The following is a 21,123-nucleotide window of genomic DNA, read 5'->3' as shown; positions in this document are numbered from 1 at the left end:
TTTTGATTGATGATTGAAAAAAAAGCCTTTACCGTGATAAAGGCTTTATGATTTATGATTTATAATTTTTACCAAAATAACCTGTTACACGTTTACCGCTTTTGGTTGTTCCACTTCCATTTGGTGTAATACATAAACCAAGTTCTTGAATTACGATAACTTGAGTTTTCAAATTCATTAAAACATGATAAGTTTGATTAGTACCTAAAGAAGTGTTTTGAATGGTGCAAATCATTTTTTGATATTCTTTATCTTGATTACCTGATTTACCCGATGAATTTACGATTTCTCGACCTTTACCACCCTGACCGCTGTACGGTGCAACAGTAGCTTTCATTAATCCCAATTTTGTTGAACGCCATGCATTTACAATTGTGTCACCCTCGAAATTTCCATTTCTGATCCGTGAGTAAACAGCACCGCTACGTTTATAAATTGGTTTCTGACCATTTGAATGATTGTTATTATTTGAATGGTTGCTTTGGTTCTGTACAGGGTAGAAATTACCATCATTACCTCTGTAGTACTGTTGTTGAGCCATTATTGTTGATTTTGATTACTAATTACTTCTTTTGGTTTTTTAAACATTTTGAAAAGTGTTGCAACTCCAAGTATTACTTGAACAACAACTTTTACAATCTCCATGGTGACGTTTGGAGCGGGGAGATGTTGAACCCCCTCTATTGCTCCAATTCCGACAGTACCTAATAATGCTTTCATTATTTTCTACGATTAAATGATTTTTTCTTGTCTGCTTTTGATTTTCTGTAGATGTAAACACCGCCAATTATAGCACACAAAGCAATTAGCATGTTTTTCCAATGCTTTTTAAACCAAGCCTTAATAGACTGGTCAGCTACAGAAGCACCAACATTACCAACAAACTCTTTTGAAGTATTAGAAACCGATGCAAGCATTTCGTCTGTAGCACCTTTTGTAAATGCTTTAATGACACCTCCCGCTTGTTGTCCAACTTGTGCACCTTTCAATTGCGCTAAATAATCAGCTTGTTGTTGTAAAGCTTGTGCATCTGCAAGTTTTCCTTGTTCTTCGGCTTCACGTGCTTGTTTTCTCAATTGGTCGGCTTCTGAAATACCTGTAACAACATCTTTTAATGTAGAACCAACGACTGGTATTGCTCCTAATAGGGGAGTACCAAATTTAACAGCGTTTTTAAGGGATATTTGTTTAACGCCCTTTTTTACTGCGTTTCCTAATTTTTTGAAGAACCCCATATTAAGCCTCCAATCTTGTTAAAAGATTTACGATAGAACCTTGCGCTTTTCTAATTTCAACAGATCTAACACCAAATAATGGAAGTTGTAATTTTGCACCAAAACCACTTTTTACCATACCATCTTGTTTAACATACGCAACTGGGTCAACAGAACGACTTAATACTCTTAATTCATGCAAAGTGTATCTTACTACCACATCATTTAAATAGGTATATGAAACCTCTTCAATTGTGTTTGAATTGTCTAAAAGGGCTAAATCGCAATGGTAGATATCAAAAACTTTGTTCTTTTCATCTGATGCCATCGATTTGTTTTCGAATGAAAGCGTTTTTTCTGATGTTTGTGGCATTTCAATGCCATTTAAAACATAAGTCTCATCAGTTTTAAGACCTGTTAATTGAATTTTAATAACATCTTTTTCATTTAAGAAAATTGCACCATCTTCGCAGATTTCACACTCTGCAGTTGTTTTGTAATTTGTGTCTGCAGTTACTGCATCCCCATTGAAAGTAGTCAAGTAGATAAAATCTGCTAAAGACATAAAACCTTTTGTGATTTGTAAATTCCCTGTCAACTTCTCGACCTCGATACTGATTTGCTCAGTTGTCAATGCTTCTACATCAAGTGAAGTAGAAACGATAAGAGAACCGATTGCCTTAGTTACAAGTAAGACAGGCGATTTTGTTACATTTTGACCTTGTGAATTAAATAATTCCATAATACCCTATGATTAATGATTGATTAATGATTGGCACAAAATTTGGAATAAAAAAACCGCAGATATTGCGGTTTAGAAGTTTTTACGTGTTTTTGCTAGTTTCTGCAATTTTAAAGTAGGATTTAAAATGCGAAAAAAGAACTGTTTTAATGCCGTATTCTTTCTTAATGTCCGTTAAATACTGCGTTGCAGTCCTAGGAGATATCGAGATTAAAAGGATTTCAATATCTTTGGAAGTGATTCTTTGAAACTCTGAATATGAAGCGGGGTTTTGATTAGTCATATTTTAATTTTTTGATAGGAGGGGAGCAGTAGGATGCTCCCCTTTTTTTAGTTAAATAAATTCAATTGTGTTACTGATGGTAATTGGTTCACATCTATTAATGGTTTAAAAATTTCGTCTCCAGAAGCGTTCGAACTCGAAAAATATTCTTTACAATTTTCAGTTCTAAAAACTACTTCACACCATTTGGCGCAAATTCCTGCATGTTTAGTGCGTGGGTCATTCTTGTGTTTGTCTCCACTGAAATAGTGGCAATTTTCGCATTGATTTTTAACAGCCATTTTGTAAGAATTTTAGAGGTTTGATTATAGACTAGGATTAAAGAAAAGTTTAATTGAATCCCGACTATCATCAGTCGGGATTTTTGCATTTACTGAGGTTAACATAATTTGTAAGGATTTAAGTTATTTATTATAATGATGCATCATTGAAAGAATTATTCTAGCATGATTGCTTTTTAAGTTTTTTATTTCATTTTTTTTTTGATGTAATTTTTCTTCTAGATATTGAATTTTACGTAAATCTTTTGAACGATTATCTGTATTTATCTTGTTAAGAAAATTTATAAAATGACGTAGTATGTTTATTAAATTTGAAATCATAATTCATAGTTTTTATATTAGATTGTCCGACCGCATAGGACATTTATAGCTTTATATATGGCATTATTACACAATTGAAATCATTAAAACGTATGATTTCGTAACATGAAAGTTCTTTTTCGTTCTTTTTTGTAATGCATGCAAAGTGGTAACTAGTTGATTTTGTTACTGGTGTCACCCAGTGACTAAAAGCAAAGCTACTTAGGTGCTCATGGAACCGTTTCTTTCCGCAGTTTACACAGGTGCTTCTTTTTCTCATATCCCTAGATTTTTTAAGAAAATATTTGAGTTTTCATTTTCGATTATTTCTGCTTTTAAATTTTTATCTCTGTTCGTTAAATCATCGATTAACTTTTTTGCTTTGATTTTTGTGTTTGAGCGAGATACTGGGCAATCAATTGAATATGTAAATCCGAGTAGTTTTTCTTTATCGAATCCTAATTTTATTAAATTTTCAATATAAAATTGAATCATTACATCTGTAGGTTTTAATTCTCTATCGACATTAGATTTTTCCTTTTTTTCAACATAACATTTTAAGCCTGTTTGAGCGATTAACTTTAAATCGTCAGGTTTAGCAAGTAACAAATCGTAAAATGTCTTAAAATCAGCTTTTAAACCTTGTTTAATTAGGTATTCTTTGTGTTTATGCGCTTTAATTGTAAATTCATAACGTACCAAATTATCTATTACAGCTTTTTTCATAGGCTCTAAATAGGCTTTATAAAATATGATTGATTTAGAAAGTAATTCGAAACCTTTATGATAGATTTTACAATATGGCGCAGAGTTAGAAGCCTTTTCACGTTTGTTAAAATCCATACCTAAATTAGCAGTACCTTTTAAAGCATTTGAATTATTGATATGATGAATTAAAGGTAATCGCCCAGAATTTGGATTTTGTAGAATAAATGAAAATGCAGTTTTTAAACTTTTTAAATCAATAAGTTGATTGATACAGATATCAATATCAGAAACCAAGCCTTGTAAAAAATCTTCTTTTGAAACTTTTAAAACACCAAATGAATTAATATCATCAACAATTAAATGATAATTACTTGAGGTAATTCCTTCAAAATATCTTTTTTTCAACATTTTTGCAGAAATTTGAAATACTACATATTCATGAGCCAATTTATTTTTATCAATAAAAGCTTTGATATAAAAACGGTATGTAATTCCGTTAATAATCTTAGTAAAAGGTTCAGCTTTACGGTAATCATCACCAAGTTTAGTTTGCTCATTACCATCATTATCAAGATGCTCAATAGATGGATAATAAGCGATAAAATCCGTAATTAATCTTTTATCCAATATCTTAACTTTATCAAGTTTGACGCGGATTTTCAGCGAATCAATTAAACCAGTGTTAAACATAGATTAAAGTTTTGTTTAATAACTCGTTTTTTTGGCTATTAAATGCCAGGGCGAACACATATATAACTATTTGAATGTCAATTATTTGCACTTTTAAAAATGACCTATAATTTATATTATGTAAAATAGAATGTTTTTAAACCCTTAAAACAATCATATCAATCCCTATCTTTGGTATTGAATACTTTTATTGCTTATTTTAGCTAATCAATATACAGCAAAATAAATAGATTCAAAATTATTTATGCTTTCATTGTAAGGGTTTATTTTATTATTTTTACAAACGATACTTTCTAAAAATTTATCAATCTTATGAATACAATTGCTGAGCATATTGCAGATTTCCTGAAAGAATATCCGCCATTCGATAATTTGACTTTTCAAGAATTATCTGAAATTGCAACGAATATTCGTGTTATTAATTTAGAAAAACACGCAGTATTATTTCAGGTTAACGATGCGTTACACGATAGTTTTTACGTAGTTGCTTCAGGCGTTATTAATTTGTCTGTAATTGCAGATGCCGAAGAAACTTTATTAAATAAATGTCATGATGGTGATATATTTGGGTTACGCCCATTTTTTGCCAAGAATAACTATATGATGACCGCTAAAGCCAGAGAAGAAACTATTGTGTATGCAATACCAATCGCTGTATTTAGACCGTTTGTTGCAAACAATCCAGATGTTTTAAATTTCTTGTTAGAGAGTTTTGCTACAAATACACGTCACACAAAAGACAATTCTGACGCAAAAACTCATATTTCTGATAATATTTTTTATTCAGATCAACAGTCTGAAATACAATATATTCAGTCCTTAACGTATAATAATTCACCATTAACAGCTGTGGGAAGTGATATTGTAAAAGATGTTGCTTTGCGTATGACAGATGCTATGGTAGATAATGTTGTTGTTTGTGACAATAATAAACCAATTGGTATTGTGACTGATGCCGATTTATCATCTAAAATTGCTACAGGTAGATTTTCAATTGAAGAAACTGTAGATAAAATTATGTCCTCGCCTGTTGTAACTGTAATAGAAAATGTTTCATTAGCCGAAGCTCAATTATTGATGCTAAAACATAATGTTAGTCATTTATGTGTTACAAAAGATGGAACAAGTAAATCTGCAGTAAAAGGAGTTATTTCTGAACATGATTTAATTGTTGCTCAAGCGAGTAATCCTGGTGTATTGATAAAAGAAATCAAACGTTCGCAATTGCCAAAGGATTTAAAACAAATCAGAGATCGTTTGTCTGATTTAATTCAGAATTACATACAAAAGAATATTCCGCTTTCTCATATAAGTAATATTGCAAACGAAATTAATTTAGCGTTGATTAAACGTTCTGTTGAGCTTTCAATTTTAGAAATGGGCTCACCTCCTGCTCGATTTGCATGGTTAAGTATTGGGAGTCAGGGCAGAAAAGAACAACTTTTATTGACGGATCAGGATAGTATCTTGATTTTTGAAGATGTTACTGCAGATAAATATCGTGATGTAAAAGATTACTTTTTACTTCTAGCGAAAAGAACTACAGGAACGTTAGAAAAAATAGGATACGATTATTGCCCTAACGGACACATGGCTAGTAATATGCTTTGGTGTAAGTCATTGACAGACTGGACAAAACAGTATAATAGTTGGATGAATACTCCAGGTGAAAATAGCAATGATTTAAGTAGTATTTTCTTTGATTATGAGATTGTTTTTGGAGAGCCAAAAATAGAAGAAGCTATAGAAAATGTTATATTCAAGAACGCAATCAATAATACATTATTCTTTGATTTCTTAGGAAATGATGCTTTGAGAAAAAATTCTCCTTTAAGTTTCTTTAAGAAATTTATAGTTGAAGAAGATGGACCGCATAAATTTATGTTTGATATTAAAACCCGTGCATTGATGCCATTAATTGATGGAGCGCGTTTATTGATATTAAGCTCGAACATAAAAGGAATAAAAAATACTTATTTAAGATTTAAACAATTAGCAATTACAGATTCTAAGAATGCAGATATTTATCTTAGCTGTGCTGAAGCTTTTTTAACGTTATCTAAGTTTAGAACTATTGAAGGTTTTAAAAATGATGACTCAGGACAGTATATAAATTTAAGAGAATTATCTAAAAGTGATAAAGAAAAATTAAAGAATGCATTAGCTCCGATGAAAGAACTTGAAGAGCTTATTAAGAGTAAATTTCAACTGACCCAATTTTCATAATATGTTAGACTGGCTGAAAAATATCAACAAAGAATACCCTGATTTCTGGAAAGAATACCTTGCTAAATTTGAAACTAAATCAGAGCGTTTTGTTGTTTTATCTACCGAAACATCTGGATTAAATCCATCAAAAGATGTAATCTTATCTATTGGTTCATTTGCTGTTGTAAATAATAGTATTGTAATTCAAGATAGCTTTGAAGCTGTTTTGTTACAATATAAGTTCTTTCATGATAATGGACTCACCAATGAGTTTATTATAGAAAGTAAAATGGAAAAATTAGCTGAGCCTGATGCGCTTAGAGGATTAATCGAATATATTGGGAACGGTATTTTAGTTGGGCATCATATTAATTTTGATGTCGAAATGATTAATGCTGCCTTAGAAAAACTAGATTGCGGAAGGCTAAAAAATGAAGCACTAGATGTTGATGTTATGTATCGTAAGTTGCACGATATCAATGACCGACAGTTTTCTCTAGATGAGTTATGTGAAATTTATAAAATCCCAAAAAGCGAAAGAAATTCATCTGCGGAAGATGCATATAAAATTGCTTTATTGTTCTTAAAACTAAAATCAAGATTAGGAATAAAATAATATTTATAGAATATTAAAGACAAATATAAATTCCACAAATTTTCACAAAACCAATTAATGTGAATTTGTGGAATTTGTGTTTATATAATAAGTGTTTACTACTTAATTCTTACAGTCTTAATAAAACGACCGTGATGACTTACTGAGACTGGTATTGTAAATTTTGTTACTGCATCAATTATATAAGGAATCCCAACATCCTTATAGATTTTAGTTTCGTTATCTAAAACAGCGATTTTATTTAAATCATTCTTTTTAGCAACAGCTATAGTGTCAATACAATCTTCTGTAATTACAGTTTTTGTATAATATAATGTGTTGTTTATAGTTACTGTGCCAGAATTTGCACTTTCGTAAAAGCAAACTAGTTTGGTTGGAAAATAGCCACTTATTTTAGTTTCGCGGTTGTATATTTTATAAGCGGCTTCTTTTCGGCTCCATAAATTCCAAACCATGATTTCAGGTTTTTCAGAATTCAGAATAAGAAATTGCTCTTCTGGAGTAAAGATTTTATCCAAAAAACCTTTTCGTTTCCAGTTACTTTCCTGTCTAGCAGTTTTTAAATCGATAATGTCATTGCCTATCATTTTTCATCGAGTTTGGCTTGGATAACACTTAAAGCAACTTTAGCATTAATCATTTTTTCCATCGACTCATTATCGATTATAATATCAAACGCTTCTTCGACGTCTAATACAATATCGACCAAATTGGCAGAATTGATATTTAGATCGGTTATAAAATTTGTTTCTTCTGTAAAGTTTTCAAAAGCTTCATCATTCTTAGTATAAGGCTTTACAATATTCTTTAATTCGGTAAGTATCTGATTGTTGTTCATATTTAATTATTAGTTTTAAATTGAATATTAGTTATACTTTTTTAAAATTACGCAACCATTAACATCTCCAAAGCCAAAACTTGCCTTGGCAATAATATTTAAATTAGAGTTAATTAACTGAGTTGGGATTTTCGATTTATCAATAATAGCTGTGATTTCGGGATTTAAATCTTCACAATTAATGTTGGGAGAAATAAAACCTTGGTGTAATTGCAAAACTGCAGCTACAAGCTCAATGCTTCCTGCTGCCGATAAGCAATGTCCGATAATTGACTTTAAGGCGTTTACATAAGGGAAATCTTTTCCTTTTCGGTTTAATGCAATACTCCAATTCTCAATTTCTAATGCATCTTTGGATGTTGCTGTTAAATGCCCGTTGATTAAATCAATTTCCGATGCCGAAATTTTAGCATTTTCTAATGCGCTAGTAATGCATTTTTGCACAGCGACTGAGTTTGGAGCGGTCATACTCCCACTGCCACGTTGTCCGCCAGAATTTACATTTCCGCCTAAAATTTCCGCATAAATTCGGGCTCCCCTACTTAAAGCAGTTTCTAAATCTTCTAGAACTAAAGCTCCTGCCCCACTTCCTGGAACAAATCCTGCAGCACTCTCACTCATTGGTCTTGAGCCACTTTCGGGAGAATCATTGTGTTTGAACGTGCATACTTTCATAGCATCAAATCCACCCCAGATGTATGGTCCTGAATCACTTGTGCTTCCTGCCAGAATGCGTTTGGCTTGACCTAGTTTTATGCGTTCATACGCCATTAAGACACTTTCTGTGCCTGTTGTACATGCAGAGGAATTGGTTGTAACCTGATTTCCAAATCCAAGTTTTCCGCCTAAATAAGCGCTTACGCCACTATTCATGGTTTGAGCAACAACTGTACTTCCTAATCGTCTGGTTTGTAAATTATCGATTTTATAAATGCTTTCTCTAAATTTTTCTATACCCGATGTACCCGCGCCAAAGATTGTTCCGCTATCCCAATCGGGCTCTCTGTTTTCTTCAATTAATAAACCAGCATCTTTCCAAGCGTCTAATCCGGCAATTACACCATATAAAATCCCACTAGCATTAAAGTTTCGTAATTCTAATTCGGTGAAATACTCCGCAATTAATTCAGGGGATAATTCTGGTTTTCCTGAAATCTGACAAGAAAATTGTAATTGTTCTAATTCTGGATCATGTTTAATTCCTGATAAACCTTTTTTTAATGCATTTGTAAATGCATCAAGTCCTACCCCGTTTGGGGCAACAACTCCAAGACCTGTAATGACAACTCTTTTTTGCATTTTAATGTTTTTTAAGTTTATAATTTCTGTAACTATTACTAATTTTCTGCCACAGATTAAAATGATTATACTGATTTAAAAATCCGTTCTTTTCTGTGTTTTCGCTTTAGCGAATCCGTATCATCCGCGTTCAATCTTTAACGTAAAGCATACTATTAGTTATCTAAACAATCATTCCTGCAATTGTTCCGGAACAAACCTCTATTCCTAGTTCATTTTTCATGCTTACTTTACATTTTAATTTTCCAAATCTAAAATATATTTTCTCTGAAACAACAGTAACTTTCTCCTTAGGATAAACAGGTTTTAAAAAATCAATTTCAACTGATGTTAAAGCAATTGAAGTGTTTTTTGTAAACTCTTTATTTAATAAAAATATTCCCAAACATACAAGACCTATTTGTGCCATAACTTCAGTTAAGATTACTCCAGGTGTAATGGGATTAGCGATAAAATGACCCTTGTAAAAATCTAGATTTTCATCAAAATAATAGCTCCCTTCTACTCCATTTTCGGATATAGATATAATTTCATCTACAAACAAAAAAGGTTTGGAATAAGGTAATTTAGAAATTATATCCTGATTTGTCATTTCTAATTTTAATTTAAAATTGTAATAAAATACGTTGAGCCGAAAACCCAGGACCAAAGCTCAGCATCAAGCCTTTCTCTCCTTTTTTAGGCTTTTTATTCATAATTTGTTCTAAAACATATAAAACGGTTGCACTAGACATATTTCCATACAATCGTAATACTTCTTTTGTATCGTCAATGTTTTTGCCTAAATCCGAAAATAGTTCTTCTACTGTTTGTATAATTTTTTTTCCTCCTGGATGAAATATTAAATGATCTATATTTTCTATTTTTAAATTGTTTTTTGCTAAAAAGGGATGGATAATATCAGGAAAATGAGACGCTATTGTTTCTGGAACTTCAATATCAAGTACCATTTGCAATCCTGTGTTTACAAGCTTAAAACCCATCATATGGATGTTGTCGTAAAAATGATACATTTCTTCATCTAGAATCTCTGGTCCATTATCGTCTTTATGGGATGATAGTAAGGTACAAGCTGCTCCGTCCCCAAAAATTGCTGCTGATACAATGTTAGCCATTGAAAAATCATCTAACTGAAATGTTGCCGTAGGACTTTCTACAGCAATTACTGCAGCGCGTTTTCCGGGATTGGCTTTTAAGAAGTTTTTAGCATAAATAATTCCAGAAATCCCTGCTGCACATCCCATTTCGGTTACAGGGAGTCTTACAATGTCTTGGCGTAGTTTGAGTTTATTTATAAGATAAGCGTCTAGGGATGGAATCATGATTCCTGTGCAACTTACTGTTATAATATAATCAATGCTTTCTGGTTTCCAGTTTGCTTTGTCTAATGCTTTCTTTAATACTTTTTCTCCTAGATCAATAACTTCACGAACATAAATATCGTTTCGTTCTTCAAATGAAGTATTAGCGAAAACTTCTATTGGATCCATAATAGAATAGCGCTTATCTACAGCTGCGCCTTCAAATATTTTTTTGACTTTTCGAATAAAGCGTTCATCTTGGTTAATAAGCCATGAATCTAAAAACGGAATAATTTCTTCTGTTGTCCTTGAATATTTGGGTAATTGCTTGGCAACTGTTGTTATTTTTACACTCATATTTTTGAAATTATCCATTGATATCGGAAAGCCCATTTCCATTGAATAGTATATTTTTTTAATTTTAATTGTTTTGAAAAATCTACTAATTCATTTTTTTTAAATCCTCTTAAAATAGATGTTAATCCGTCTTTTTTAGGCATTCCGTTTAATCTGGTAATAAAGCATATTGCTTGGAACAAACGATAGGAAACTATGCTTCTTTGTAAATCATTAATTACAACACCATATCTTGCATTGGTATCAAAAACAGTCGCCAGATTAATAATCTCGTTAGTCTTAAAATGATGTAAAGTCAATGTGCATAAGGCTATATCATATTTTAATTGACTAAAAGCTTCGTTAAATACATCTTCGCAACGATAGCTGATATTAGGATAATGTTTAGATAGTTTTCGTGCATAGCTTATTGTGAACGCATTTGCATCAATACCTCTTAACTGAAAATCCCAATCATATTTTAATCCATAATCAGCTAATTTTCTCAGCATATCTCCGTTCCCGCATCCAACATCTACAATAGTTATTGTCTGGTTTTTATCAATGCCTATTAATAATTTTTCAACTCCTTGTAAAGTTAATTGGTTCCCTCCTAGCAGTTGATTTATTCTGGCAATTTTATCCAAAGCATTTTGTAAAATTTCACCTTCTAAATTAAAATCATCCATAATCTCAGGATCATCAGTTCTATATTTGGTTTTTATAGCCATTAATAATTTATAATTATAGGTTTGCCATGTGTTCTTTTAATAATTTGGGGTAATAAAAGAGGAAATTGAATTAATAACCACATAATAAATGTGGATTGGGTTTTATTTTGCAAAATCGCAGCCAGAAAGCGTCCTATTTTTAATCTTTCTTTAAAATTATAATTCCATGATTTGATATAACTATCTTCAAGTTCTTTTCTTGATCTAATTGTATTGCTGAAAAATTCTGTAATTAATTCGGATGCAATTTTTGCACTATGTATTGCCATTGCCATTCCGTTACCACATAAAGGCTGGATTAATCCTGCACTATCACCAACCATTAGAATGTGATTTTCGATTGCTGTTTTTTCTTCAAATGAAATTTGACTTATTGTTAATGGTTTTTCAAACAATGGAGTGCTATTTGTGAAAAACTGCTTTAAATGCTTGTTTTTGTACATGATGTTTATTTGAAAGTCATCAATATTTTTGAATTTTTTAAAGGTTTCAAAATCCACTAAATAGCAAATGTTTATGATGTTATTTTCAACTTTTGAAACACCGCAATAACCTCCTTCAAAATTGTATAAACCTACAAGACTGTTAGAGAAATTGCCTTTATAATGTCCTTTTACAGCCAGCCAAGGAGCTTTTTTTAAGATGAAATTACGTTGTAGCTTTTGATCAAAAGAGGAACGTTTGCCAAAAGCACCGATAGCGATTTTGGATATAATTAGTTTAGCGTCTGAAGTTGATGTAGTGAATACATCATTCTTAAAATGAATATCTTCTACAGAATCATGGATTATCTCACACCCGTTTTCGATTGCTTTTTGATATAGGTAATAATCTAATGCATAACGACTAATCCCGAATCCGCCTAAAGGTAAATCGCAATGAATTAATTTGCCGTTGGGTGAAGAAAATTCTAATTCTGTAATTGTTGTGGGGTTTAAATCTTGAATTTTTAAGTCAAGCCAATCCAAATATGGTTTTATTTCATTGGAAACGTATTCGCCACAAACTTTATGTTTTGGGAATTCGTTTTTTTCAATCAAAATCACTCGTAGTTTCATTTTGGATAAATGAATACCACAAGTAAGTCCTGCTAGTCCGCCACCAATAATCACTACATCAGCATTTTTTTTCATATGTAGATACTATTCGTTTTTAACAGTTATGAGTTCGTTTATTTATATTTTATGCAATGTTTTAAATCTTAACGAATTAATGCTATTGCTAATTTAACTAATTTCTTAATAGAAAACCATTTTAAAACAAAAAAAGCTGCCTCATTGAGACAGCTTTTAAATTTATTTTTAGAAAAGGTATTAGATTTTATCTTTCATAATCTCTTCTACAATTTCTGGATTCAATAAAGTCGAGATATCTCCAAAGTTAGAGAAATCACCTTCGGCTATCTTACGTAAAATTCTACGCATGATTTTTCCAGAACGTGTTTTTGGTAAACCAGATACAAACTGAATTTTATCTAATTTAGCAATTGGTCCAATGTGATCAGATATGTATTGGTTAATTTCTTTACTTAAATTGGCTCTATCTCTATATTCTCCTGTTTCTTTTAGGATTACGAAACCGTATAAAGCATTTCCTTTTATATCATGTGGGAATCCAACAATTGCAGATTCTGCTACTGCAGGATGCTCATTAATAGCATCTTCTATTGGAGCTGTTCCTAAGTTGTGTCCAGAAACAATGACAACATCATCTACTCTACCCGTGATTCTGTAATATCCTACTTCGTCTCTTAAGGCACCATCTCCTGTAAAGTATTTACCTGGAAAAGCTGAGAAGTAAGTGTCTTTGTAACGTTGGTGATCTCCCCAGATTGTTCTGGCGATTCCTGGCCATGGGAATTTAATACATAAACTTCCTACTACTTGGTTTCCTTCAATTTCATTACGTTTTTCATCCATTAAAACTGGTTGAATTCCAGGAAGAGGTAATGTTGCATAAGTAGGTTTTGTAGGTGTTACAAAAGCAATTGGCGAAATCATGATTCCTCCAGTTTCTGTTTGCCACCAAGTATCTACAACTGGACATCTTTTATCTCCTACGTGGTCATTGTACCAGTGCCAAGCTTCTTCATTGATAGGCTCCCCTACTGATCCAATTACTTTAAGTGATTTTAAAGGATATTTCTGAATGTAATCTAAGCTTTCTTTTGCCAAAGAACGAATTGCTGTTGGCGCAGTGTAAAACTGAGTTACTTTGTGTTTTTCGATAATTTCCCAAAAACGGCTGAAATCTGGGTATGACGGAACTCCTTCAAAAATTACTGTTGTTCCTCCGTTTAATAATGGTCCGTATAATATGTATGAATGTCCTGTAATCCAACCAATATCGGCTGTACACCAGAAGATGTCATTTTCTTCGTGACTAAATACGTTTTTAAATGTATACGCTGTGTAAACCATATAACCTGCTGTGGTATGAACCATTCCTTTTGGTTTTCCTGTAGAACCAGACGTGTATAAGATAAATAACGGATCTTCAGCATCCATAATTTCAGCAACATTATAGTCTAATGCTGCATCAAGAAGTGGTTGTAACCATTGGTCACGTCCTTCTTTCATTTTCACTTCAGTTTGCGTTCTTTTTGCAACCAAAACTTTAGTTACACATGGGCAAGTTTCTAATGCTTCATCAACGATTGCTTTTAAGTCAATTGTTTTGTTTCCTCTGTAACCTCCATCAGATGTGATAACCATTTTACATTCGCTATCATTTATTCTTGCTGTTACTGCCGATGCCGAAAATCCTGCAAATACAACTGAATGTATGGCTCCAATTCTTGCACATGCTAAAACAGAAACTGCCAATTCTGGAATCATTGGTAAATAAATACAAACTCTGTCTCCTTTTTTTATTCCTTGTTCACGAAGAACATTTGCCATTTTCGAAACTCTCTCGTACAACTCATTATAAGTAATATGTAATGAACTTTCTGATGGATCGTTTGGTTCGAATATTATTGCTGTTTTTTCTCCTCTTTTGCTTAAGTGTCTGTCAATACAGTTTTTAGTAATGTTTACTTTTGCTTCAGAAAACCATTTTACTTCTGCATCTGCCATATTAAAATCAACAACTTTTTCCCATTGTTGATACCATGTGAAATTTTCCTCTGCTATTTTTCCCCAAAATTTTCTTGGTTCACGAACAGATTTATTGTAGTGTTTAAAATATTGTTCTAAATTTTCAATTTTGTAATAACTCATGTTTCCAATTTTTTTTATAAAAGTATTAAATCTCTTTCTATTCTTAAAACTATTTAATTTATTAATTATGACAAAAAATTGCATTATACATTTAAAAATTAGCAATTTATTTGCATTAATTTAAAATTTTGCGATTATAGGTAAATTTACTTTTCATGAAAAAAGGCATGATAAATAATATCATGCCTTTTTTCATGAAAAAAGGCATGATAAATAATATCATGCCTTTAGTCTTAACAAGATTAACAACAATTAATTTTAATGCCTGAAAATTGTGATTTGGATAAATTCGAATCAATTGTTTTCATTGTTCCTTTAATGTATAAATAAGGCATTAATTTCATTTTCTGTATCTTACATATCTTCTCGATTTTGAAAATAGCAGCAACATTATTAATTAAATAGGATACTAAAAGACGGGGTTTAAAATGTCTTTTATTAGGTATTACTTCACTTAACTATCTTCTCGTTTGTAGTTAAGTGAAAGTAATATGCATCTATATCCATATTATCTTAATAAGTGCTTACTAATTCAAAATATTATATAAAAACAGAGATACAGCGCAAACTTCAACATTTGTGAAGTCCTAATTTTATTATCCAATTTTTTTCATTGCAGTCATCGATTCTCTCAACCATGCTCCTACCTCTTCAATAGGGTGCTGACGAATCGTTTTGTTTACTGCAATAAGTACTGCATTATCTACTCCGTTAGAAGTCGAGAATGGTTTTCCGATTACGTTTGTATCAACTGTTTTCATAAAATCAGTTAATAACGGTTTGCAAGCGTGATCAAATAAATAACAACCATATTCAGCAGTATCTGATATAATTCTATTCATTTCGTATAATTTCTTTCTTGCAACAGTATTTGCAATAAGAGGTAATTCGTGTAATGATTCGTAGTAAGCAGATTCTTCGATTATACCTGCTTCTGTCATAGTTTCAAAAGCTAATTCTACACCAGCTTTTACCATTGCAATCATTAATACTCCATTATCAAAGTATTCTTGTTCAGATATTGGAGCTTCTGTTGGAGCCGTTTTCTCGAAGTTAGTTTCTCCTGTTGCAGCCCTCCAAGTCAATAAATTAACATCGTCATTTGCCCAGTCAATCATCATGTTTCTTGAGAATTCTCCAGACATGATATCGTCTTGATGTTTTTGGAATAACGGACGCATAATATCTTTTAATTCATCTGCAATTTCGTAAGCTTCGATTTTTGCAGGGTTAGAAAGACGATCCATCATATTAGTGATTCCACCATGTTTTAACGCCTCAGTAATAGTTTCCCATCCGTATTGGATTAATTTTGAAGCATAACCTGGTTCGATTCCTTTTTCGACCATTTTGTCAAAACATAGGATAGATCCCGTTTGTAACATTCCGCAAAGGATAGTTTGTTCTCCCATTAAATCCGATTTTACTTCGGCAACAAATGAAGATTTTAAAACACCAGCTTTATGTCCACCAGTTGCTACAGCGTAAGCTTTAGCTTGATCTAATCCTAAATTATTTGGGTCGTTTTCTGGGTGAACAGCAATTAATGTTGGTACACCAAATCCTCTTTTGTATTCTTCGCGAACCTCAGAACCTGGACATTTAGGAGCACACATAATTACAGTAATGTCTTTACGAATTTGCATTCCTTCTTCAACAATATTAAAACCGTGAGAATATGCTAGTGTCGAACCATTTTTCATTAATGGCATAATCGCTGTAACTACAGCTGTATGTTGTTTATCTGGAGTAAGGTTACAAACTAAATCTGCTGTTGGGATTAATTCTTCATAAGTACCTACTGTAAAACCATTTTCGGCAGCGTTTTTATAAGAAGCTCTTTTTTCTGCAATTGCATCTGGACGTAAAGCGTAAGAAATATCTAGTCCTGAATCTCTCATGTTTAAACCTTGGTTTAGTCCTTGAGCTCCACAACCTACGATAACTACTTTTTTTCCTTTTAAAGCAGCAATTCCATCAGCGAATTCTGATTGTTCCATAAATTCGCAAACGCCTAATTGTTCTAATTGTAATCTTAGTGGTAATGTGTTGAAATAATTTGCCATTTTTTTTAAAAAATATTTAATGAATGTGAGATTTAATAATTGTATTAGTTAATTGGTATGTAAAGCTGAAACTAATTATAGCTTTAGCTCTTCTAGTAATGTGGATACTTCCATTTTTTCTTTAGAAACCGAGATTCTACCTGAACGTACAAACTGCATGATTCCAAATGGTTTCAGTTTAGCGTGTACTTCTTCTATTTCTGAACGCCTTCCTGATTTTGAAATCACAAAAAAGTCACGAGAAACAGTTACGATAGTAGATTGGCTTTCTTTGATAATGTTCTGAATTTGTTTTTCATCAAATAACAAATTTGAATGTATCTTAAACAAAGCGTTTTCTAAATAAATTGTCTCTTCGTCTGTGTGATAAAAAGCTTTTATTACCTCGATTTGTTTTTCTATTTGTCCAACGATATTCTTAACCCATTTTTCTGTTGTTTCTACAACTATAATGAATCTTGAAACATTATCTATTTCTGATTCTGAAACGTTTAGACTTAATATGTTAATGTGACGCTTTAAGAATATTCCTGATATTCTATTTAATAAACCCACATTGTTTTCTGAGTATACCGAAATGGTAAATGTTCTATTTTCCATGTTTTTTAGCTTAATCTGATATCAGAAACACATGCTCCTGTTGGAATCATTGGGAATACATTATTTTCTTTTTCTACCATAACTTCTAAGAAATAGGCATCTTCTGAAGCCATCATTTCGGCAACAGCTGCATCTAAATCTTCGCGTTTTGTTACTTTTTTGGCTTTGATATAATATCCTTCTGCAATAGCAACAAAATTTGGATTTATCATTTCTGTAGAAGCATATCTGTTGTCAAAAAACAGTTCTTGCCATTGGCGTACCATTCCTAAGAATTCATTATTAAGTACGACAATTTTTACGGGTACTTTGGTCTGAAAAATGGTTCCTAATTCCTGAATAGTCATCTGAAATCCTCCATCTCCAATAATGGCTACAACTTCGCGATCTGGTCTTCCCATTTTTGCTCCAATTGCGGCTGGTAATGCAAATCCCATTGTTCCTAAACCTCCAGAAGTAACATTACTTTTGGTTGTATTAAATTTAGCATAACGACAAGCAAACATTTGGTGTTGACCTACATCTGAAACAATTATTGCATCACCTTTTGAGTGTTTATTAATCATTTCCATGGCTTCACCCATTGAAATACCTTTATTGTTTGTTGGATTTAATTCTTCTTTTATAACCGAATCAAATTCAATTTGATGCTTTTCTTTGAATATATTGTGCCAAGCTTCGTGTTTGTTGTTGTCGATTAGCGGAAGCAATGCATCCAAAGCTTCTTTTACATCTCCTAAAACAGCAACTTCTGTCTTAACATTTTTGTCAATTTCGGCTGGATCAATATCAAAGTGAATCACTTTTGCTTGTTTTGCATAAGTTGCTAAGTTTCCTGTAACACGGTCATCAAAACGCATTCCTAATGCAATTAAAACATCACATTCGTTGGTAAGCAAGTTTGGCCCGTAGTTTCCGTGCATCCCTAACATTCCTACGTTTAACGGATGATCTGTAGGTAAAGCCGAAAGGCCTAAAATTGTCCAACCTGCTGGAATTCCAGTTTTTTCAATCAAAGCTTTTAGTTGTTCTTCGGCTTGACCAAGAATAATTCCCTGACCAAAAACGATGAAAGGTTTTTTTGCTTTATTGATTAATTCGGCTGCTGCTGCAACTTTGTCTAGTTTTAGTTTAGGAACTGGTGTATAACTTCTTATTCCTGTACATTTTTCATAGCTAAAATCGAATTCATCAAATTGTGCATTTTTAGTTATATCAATTAAAACTGGGCCTGGACGACCTGATCTTGCGATATAAAATGCTCTTGCAATAATCTCTGGAATTTCTGAAGCTTCGGTAACTTGGTAATTCCATTTTGTTACTGGAGTCGAAATCCCGATGATATCAGTTTCCTGAAAAGCATCAGAACCTAGTAAGTGTTTCCCAACTTGTCCTGTAATGCAAACCATTGGAGTCGAATCGATTTGTGCATCGGCAATTCCTGTAACCAGATTTGTAGCTCCAGGTCCTGAAGTTGCAATTGCTACTCCTACTTTTCCTGTTGCTCTTGCATATCCTTGTGCAGCATGCGTTGCGCCTTGTTCGTGACGTACAAGTACATGGTGCAATTGATCTTTAAATTTGTATAATTCGTCGTAAACTGGCATTATAGCTCCACCCGGATATCCATAAACTAAGTCTACTCCTTCTGCTAACAAACATCTTATAACGGCTTCGGCGCCTGATATTTTTATCTTTCCCATATTGGTATCTTTTTCTTCACTCCTACCTTCAAAAGAAGGAGAGCTGAGATCTATATTTTCTTCTTTCAATAATTCTTTCATTTTTTTTGAAATTTGAAATTAAACTTTTGAAATTATAATTGATTGCTATTTATCGGTAACACAACCTGTAGATGCGCTTGAAACCGATCTTGCGTATTTTAGTAAAACTCCTTTTGATGCTTTTAAAGCTGGTTGAATCCAATTGGCTTTTCTTTCGTCAAATTCTGCGTCGGATATTTTCAGGTTAATGGTATTTTTAATCGCATCGATAGTTATTAAATCACCATCTTGTACTAAGGCTATACCACCACCATCATAAGCTTCTGGTGTCATGTGTCCTACCACAAATCCATGTGAGCCTCCAGAGAATCTACCGTCTGTAATAAGAGCAACGCTACTTCCTAAACCAGCTCCTATAATTGCCGATGTTGGTTTTAGCATTTCAGGCATCCCCGGACCACCTTTTGGCCCACAATACCTGATGACGACTACATCTCCTGGTTTTACTTTTCCGGCTTGAATACCTGGAATTACATCAAATTCGCTTTCAAAAACGACTGCTGTTCCTTCAAAATATTCTCCTTCTTTTCCGCTTATTTTGGCAACTGCTCCTTCAGAAGCTAGGTTTCCGTATAATATCTGGATATTTCCAGTTGGTTTTAGTGCTTTTTGGATTTCAAAAATTACTTCTTGTCCATCATTTAAATCTGGAACTGAAGCTAAATTTTCGGCTACTGTTTTTCCTGTTACTGTTAAACAATCTCCGTGTATGAATCCTTCTTTTAATAGATATTTCATTACTGCTGGAACTCCTCCTACATCATGTAAATCTTCCATCATGTATTTTCCACTTGGTTTTAAATCAGCAAGAACAGGTGTTTTGTCACTGATTCTCTGGAAATCTGCCAAAGTAATTTCAACATCTACAGAATGTGCCATTGCAATTAAGTGCATAACTGCATTTGTAGATCCTCCTAAAACGGCTACAAGTGTAATTGCATTTTCAAATGCCTTATGAGTCATGATGTCTCTTGGCTTGATATCTTTTTCTAGTAATACTCTGATTGCTTTACCTGCTTCCAGGCATTCTTGTCTTTTTTCTGCGCTTAACGCTGGATATGAAGAACTAAAAGGTAAACTCATTCCTAATGCTTCGATTGCCGATGACATTGTATTTGCTGTGTACATTCCGCCACAAGCTCCAGCTCCTGGACATGCATTTTGTATTACTCCTTTAAAATCTTCGTCAGAAATCGTGTTTTGGAATTTTTTACCTAATGCTTCAAAAGCTGAAACAATATTTAAAGATTCTCCTTTCCATTTTCCTGAATGTATTGATCCTCCATAAACCATAAGTGCAGGGCGATTTACTCTTCCCATTGCGATTAGGGCTCCTGGCATATTCTTATCACAACCAGGAATTGCAATTAAACTATCGTACCATTGTGCTCCCATTACTGTCTCGATAGAATCGGCAATAACATCACGTGAAACTAATGAAAAACGCATTCCGTCAGTACCGTTTGAGATTCCATCACTTACTCCAACTGTATTGAAAATTAATCCAACTAAATCTGCATTTGAAACTCCTTTTTTGACATCTTTAGCTAAATCGTTCAGGTGCATATTACAAGTATTACCTTCATATCCCATGCTTACAATTCCAACTTGTGCTTTTTTCAAATCTTCTTCAGTTAAACCAATTCCGTATAACATTGCTTGTGCTGCTGGTTGGGTTTGGTCTTGAGTAATGACTTTGCTGTACTTATTTAATTCCATTATGTGTTATTTGTATTTTAATTTTTGTTCAAAAAAAAACCTTCCAGTATTTGGAAGGTTTATAATATTATTTTTCAATTATATTTATACCATTCCCCTATGTATATGTGATTACCACATTGACATTAATGACAGAAGCTATAATAATTGAAATTCTCATGTTTTCTTTTTAGATGTGTCAAAAGT

The 21,123-nt window shown here is 32.6% G+C and carries 22 protein-coding genes; 2 read left to right on the top strand and 20 right to left on the bottom strand.

Annotated features, from left to right (window positions below):
- Positions 1 to 52: 52 nt before the first annotated feature.
- From IW20_RS15180 to IW20_RS15155, 8 genes are all read right to left on the bottom strand, one after another.
- On the bottom strand, positions 53 to 541 hold the full coding sequence (locus IW20_RS15180; protein WP_035623990.1) for a hypothetical protein: 489 nt from the start codon (positions 539 to 541) through the stop codon (positions 53 to 55).
- On the bottom strand, positions 541 to 720 hold the full coding sequence (locus tag IW20_RS15175) for a hypothetical protein (protein ID WP_035623988.1): 180 nt from the start codon (positions 718 to 720) through the stop codon (positions 541 to 543). The genes IW20_RS15180 and IW20_RS15175 overlap by 1 nt, the downstream gene beginning before the upstream one ends.
- A complete protein-coding gene (locus tag IW20_RS15170; protein WP_035623986.1) occupies positions 720 to 1,235 on the bottom strand; it encodes a hypothetical protein in 516 nt (171 codons plus the stop codon). Before IW20_RS15170 ends, IW20_RS15175 begins: the two co-directional genes overlap by 1 nt.
- A 1-nt stretch (position 1,236) precedes the next feature.
- A complete protein-coding gene (locus tag IW20_RS15165; protein ID WP_035623983.1) occupies positions 1,237 to 1,956 on the bottom strand; it encodes a hypothetical protein in 720 nt (239 codons plus the stop codon).
- An 82-nt stretch (positions 1,957 to 2,038) separates the two neighbouring features.
- Positions 2,039 to 2,239, bottom strand: coding sequence for a hypothetical protein (locus IW20_RS26120; protein WP_131494835.1), 201 nt, complete (start codon positions 2,237 to 2,239; stop codon positions 2,039 to 2,041).
- A 47-nt stretch (positions 2,240 to 2,286) separates the two neighbouring features.
- A complete protein-coding gene (locus IW20_RS15160; RefSeq protein WP_035623982.1) occupies positions 2,287 to 2,520 on the bottom strand; it encodes a hypothetical protein in 234 nt (77 codons plus the stop codon).
- Positions 2,521 to 2,643: 123 nt separating this feature from the next.
- Positions 2,644 to 2,841, bottom strand: a complete 198-nt coding sequence (locus IW20_RS26115; protein WP_131494834.1) for a hypothetical protein — start codon at positions 2,839 to 2,841, stop codon at positions 2,644 to 2,646.
- A gap of 255 nt (positions 2,842 to 3,096) precedes the next feature.
- Positions 3,097 to 4,155 carry a hypothetical protein gene (locus tag IW20_RS15155; RefSeq protein ID WP_165571450.1) on the bottom strand — a complete coding sequence of 353 codons (1,059 nt, stop codon included), beginning with the start codon at positions 4,153 to 4,155 and terminating at the stop codon, positions 3,097 to 3,099.
- 375 nt (positions 4,156 to 4,530) lie between these two features.
- Here IW20_RS15155 and IW20_RS15150 point away from each other — a divergent pair, with 375 nt between their 5' ends.
- The gene (locus IW20_RS15150) at positions 4,531 to 6,444 is read left to right on the top strand and encodes a DUF294 nucleotidyltransferase-like domain-containing protein (protein WP_035623976.1); all 1,914 of its coding nucleotides are present in this window, start codon (positions 4,531 to 4,533) and stop codon (positions 6,442 to 6,444) included.
- Position 6,445: 1 nt separating this feature from the next.
- A complete protein-coding gene (locus IW20_RS15145; protein ID WP_035623975.1) occupies positions 6,446 to 7,042 on the top strand; it encodes a 3'-5' exonuclease in 597 nt (198 codons plus the stop codon).
- A gap of 98 nt (positions 7,043 to 7,140) precedes the next feature.
- Here IW20_RS15145 and IW20_RS15140 read toward each other — a convergent pair whose 3' ends face one another.
- The 12 genes from IW20_RS15140 to ilvD form a co-directional block, all read right to left on the bottom strand.
- Positions 7,141 to 7,629: a 4'-phosphopantetheinyl transferase family protein gene (locus IW20_RS15140; RefSeq protein WP_035623973.1), complete on the bottom strand. Its 489-nt coding sequence runs from the start codon at positions 7,627 to 7,629 to the stop codon at positions 7,141 to 7,143.
- Complete coding sequence (locus IW20_RS15135) at positions 7,626 to 7,880, bottom strand: acyl carrier protein (RefSeq protein WP_035623971.1); 255 nt, start codon at positions 7,878 to 7,880, stop codon at positions 7,626 to 7,628. The genes IW20_RS15140 and IW20_RS15135 overlap by 4 nt, the downstream gene beginning before the upstream one ends.
- A 27-nt stretch (positions 7,881 to 7,907) precedes the next feature.
- Entirely contained in the window at positions 7,908 to 9,179 is a 1,272-nt protein-coding gene (locus IW20_RS15130; protein ID WP_035623968.1) for a beta-ketoacyl-[acyl-carrier-protein] synthase family protein, read from the bottom strand.
- A 163-nt stretch (positions 9,180 to 9,342) separates the two neighbouring features.
- A complete protein-coding gene (locus tag IW20_RS15125) occupies positions 9,343 to 9,771 on the bottom strand; it encodes a 3-hydroxyacyl-ACP dehydratase FabZ family protein (RefSeq protein WP_035623965.1) in 429 nt (142 codons plus the stop codon).
- Between the two features lie 13 nt (positions 9,772 to 9,784).
- Positions 9,785 to 10,837, bottom strand: a complete 1,053-nt coding sequence (locus IW20_RS15120) for a type III polyketide synthase (protein WP_035624273.1) — start codon at positions 10,835 to 10,837, stop codon at positions 9,785 to 9,787.
- Positions 10,834 to 11,547 carry a methyltransferase domain-containing protein gene (locus IW20_RS15115; RefSeq protein WP_035623962.1) on the bottom strand — a complete coding sequence of 238 codons (714 nt, stop codon included), beginning with the start codon at positions 11,545 to 11,547 and terminating at the stop codon, positions 10,834 to 10,836. The genes IW20_RS15120 and IW20_RS15115 overlap by 4 nt, the downstream gene beginning before the upstream one ends.
- Positions 11,547 to 12,680 carry an NAD(P)/FAD-dependent oxidoreductase gene (locus tag IW20_RS15110; RefSeq protein WP_035623959.1) on the bottom strand — a complete coding sequence of 378 codons (1,134 nt, stop codon included), beginning with the start codon at positions 12,678 to 12,680 and terminating at the stop codon, positions 11,547 to 11,549. Before IW20_RS15110 ends, IW20_RS15115 begins: the two co-directional genes overlap by 1 nt.
- 180 nt (positions 12,681 to 12,860) lie before the next feature.
- A complete protein-coding gene (gene acs, locus IW20_RS15105) occupies positions 12,861 to 14,768 on the bottom strand; it encodes an acetate--CoA ligase (RefSeq protein ID WP_035624270.1) in 1,908 nt (635 codons plus the stop codon).
- Positions 14,769 to 15,364: 596 nt separating this feature from the next.
- Entirely contained in the window at positions 15,365 to 16,834 is a 1,470-nt protein-coding gene (gene ilvC / locus IW20_RS15100; RefSeq protein WP_035623957.1) for a ketol-acid reductoisomerase, read from the bottom strand.
- A 75-nt stretch (positions 16,835 to 16,909) separates the two neighbouring features.
- Positions 16,910 to 17,434 (bottom strand): acetolactate synthase small subunit, encoded by a 525-nt coding sequence (ilvN, locus tag IW20_RS15095; RefSeq protein WP_035623953.1) that lies wholly within the window; start codon positions 17,432 to 17,434, stop codon positions 16,910 to 16,912.
- A gap of 5 nt (positions 17,435 to 17,439) precedes the next feature.
- Entirely contained in the window at positions 17,440 to 19,137 is a 1,698-nt protein-coding gene (gene ilvB / locus IW20_RS15090) for a biosynthetic-type acetolactate synthase large subunit (protein ID WP_035624268.1), read from the bottom strand.
- A 126-nt stretch (positions 19,138 to 19,263) separates the two neighbouring features.
- The gene (gene ilvD / locus IW20_RS15085) at positions 19,264 to 20,937 is read right to left on the bottom strand and encodes a dihydroxy-acid dehydratase (RefSeq protein ID WP_035623951.1); all 1,674 of its coding nucleotides are present in this window, start codon (positions 20,935 to 20,937) and stop codon (positions 19,264 to 19,266) included.
- Positions 20,938 to 21,123 lie beyond the last annotated feature (186 nt).

This window comes from Flavobacterium hydatis, assembly GCF_000737695.1.
In the GTDB taxonomy this organism is placed as follows: domain Bacteria; phylum Bacteroidota; class Bacteroidia; order Flavobacteriales; family Flavobacteriaceae; genus Flavobacterium; species Flavobacterium hydatis.
The sequence above is the reverse complement of the archived record's forward strand: the minus strand, read 5'-3'. Positions and strand labels throughout refer to the sequence as shown.